General features: G+C 64.0%; 2 protein-coding genes and 1 pseudogene. All 3 read left to right on the top strand.

What is annotated here, in order from left to right:
- A pseudogene (locus C9413_RS31205) lies at positions 1-999 on the top strand (DUF2169 domain-containing protein); the annotation flags it as partial.
- The gene (locus tag C9413_RS31200) at positions 996-2,018 is read left to right on the top strand and encodes a beta-ketoacyl synthase N-terminal-like domain-containing protein (protein ID WP_040115653.1); all 1,023 of its coding nucleotides are present in this window, start codon (positions 996-998) and stop codon (positions 2,016-2,018) included. The pseudogene C9413_RS31205 and the gene C9413_RS31200, both read left to right, overlap by 4 nt.
- Positions 2,018-2,313 (top strand): PAAR-like domain-containing protein (locus C9413_RS31195; RefSeq protein WP_170251418.1); only part of this gene is annotated, 296 nt, incomplete at its 3' end. The genes C9413_RS31200 and C9413_RS31195, both read left to right, overlap by 1 nt.

Below are 2,313 nucleotides of genomic sequence, written 5' to 3'. Positions count from 1 at the left end.
CCGGAAGCGGCGGGCGGCCGGGGGCGATAATCAGCGGTGCACGTGCCACTGGTGATGGCCGTCGCACATCCGGTGGAGCCGGGTTTCTCGGCCGCCCTCTGGGAGTCGGACTTTGCTTTTCGAAAGCCCCGCTGCGACATCATCGCCAATGGATGTGCCTATGCTCCTGGCAGCCGTCCGGCCGACCGTGTCAGCGTCGGAATCAAGGTGGGCAACTGGTCAAAGATCTTCGATGTGGTCGGGCATCGCGAATGGCGCGCCCGCGGACCGGTCTTCGTCGCCACTGCCCCGCAACCCTTCCTGCGTCAGCCCTTCTCCTATGATACGGCGTGGGGAGGCACCGACACCCTCGACCCGGACGACAGGCTTCCCGCAAGCTACCCGCTCAACCCTGTCGGCATCGGCTGGGCGCGCACGCGCAACCAGCATCTGATCCCCGGCCTCCCCCTTCCCAACACCCAGGCGGTCGGCGAGGAAATCCGCTCGCCCTTCGGCGACTACCGGCCAATGAGCTTTGGCCCGATGGGACGCGGCTGGCCGGGCAGGATCGAATTCGGCGGCACCTACGACCAGAACTGGATCGACAATGTCTTCCCGTTCCTGCCGCCGGATTTCGACGAGCGCTATTTCCAGATGGCGCCGCCCGACCAGCAGACAGACCCTCCGAAGGGCGGCGAAGAGGTGATGCTGGTCAACCTTACGCCTGCCGGACGCGAGACCTTTCTCCTGCCGACCACCAGTCTGCCGATGACACTGTTCAAGGGCCGTGAGAAAGCCTTCGAGAGTGCGATACCGCCCGACACCGTTTTGTTTGATCCGGAGAACCGGCGCTTATCACTGGTCTGGCGCGTGTCGCAGCCCATTCATCGGACGATCCTCGACTTTAGCGAATGCTGGGTCGGCACACCCACGGAATCCATGCTTAGGGCGCGGGCCGCAGGTCGCGCCTTTGTGCGTGCGAGCAGTGCGCCTGCGTCGGAAGAGGAGGAAGAGGCATGACCACGCCGATGGACATCGTCTCGATCGGTATGGTAACGGCGGTTGGCCTCAACGCCCCCTCCGCATGCGCAGCGATGCGGGCCGGCCTCGACGGCTTTCAGCAGACGCGCTATCTGGGATCCAGCGGAGATTGGTTGATTGGAGCTCCGGTACCCTTGCCGCGCCATTGGGTCGGCGAAAAGCGTATGGCCCATCTGGCGGCGGGCGCCATTTGCGAGGCCTTCGAAGCCGTGCCCGAGGCGCGCGGACAGACGGCCCTAATTCTCTGCCTTGCCGAGGAGGAACGGCCCGGCCGGCCGGTGCACGATGGTGCGCGCTTGCTCCAGCACATCGCCGAGATCGTGGAAAGCCCACCGCACGGTCGCGCCAGGATTGTGGCCAATGGGCGTCCCTCGGGACACGTCGCCCTGGAGCAGGCGCGCCGCATACTAGCGGCGGGCGAAGCGCCCTATGTGATGATCGCTGGCGTCGACAGCTATTTAACGGTGGAGGCTATTGCTTATTATCTCGCCAATGCGCGGCTGTTGACCCCAAGCAATCCGAATGGCTTCATCCCCGGGGAAGCCGCGGCAGCCGTGCTTTGCATGCGTTCGCAAAACAGCGGCCTTCGCCTATTTGGGGTCGGCCTCGCCCGCGAGCAGGCATTCATCTACAACGCGGAGGATCTGCCGTTGCGGGGTGACGGCATGACCTCGGCCTACCGCGCCGCACTTCAGGAAACCGGCATCGAGATGAACCGGGTGGGCTACCGCATTGCCGATCTCGTCGGCGAGCAATATTGGTTCAAGCAATCCGCATTGGCAAGCCTGCGCCTGCTGCGCGGCCGGCATGACTTCCAAGACATCTGGTCGCCGGGAGAAAGCCTCGGCAATGTCGGAGCAGCCGCCGTGCCGATGATGATTGGGATGGCTTTCACCGCCGCCCGTAAGGGCTACGCCGCCGGCAACCCGGTCTTGATCGAAGCCTCTAACGATTCCGGCGCTTGCGGCGCCGCGATCCTGGCGACAAGAGCAGCGTGATGTCGCACGCTTTCGCCAACGGACTTGAAATCTCGGGCAAGGCAGTACACGCCAACACCATCGCGGATTTCCCGGATACCTGCTTCACGCCGCCCGAGAACCCTGCAACGCCGCCGGGTGTTCCGATACCCTATCCAAGCTTCGGATTCGCCAGTGACACCGAGAAGGGCACGGGCACGGTCAAGATCGGCGGCCAGAACGTCAACATCAAGAACAAGTCCGACCTGTCGAGACCGTCGGGCACCGAGGCAGCCTGCCCCGCCACGAAAGACAGCATCACATCGAATAATACAGG

Source organism: Rhizobium sp. SEMIA 4085 (assembly GCF_013004495.1).
Lineage (GTDB): Bacteria > Pseudomonadota > Alphaproteobacteria > Rhizobiales > Rhizobiaceae > Rhizobium > Rhizobium gallicum.
The sequence above is the reverse complement of the archived record's forward strand: the minus strand, read 5'-3'. Positions and strand labels throughout refer to the sequence as shown.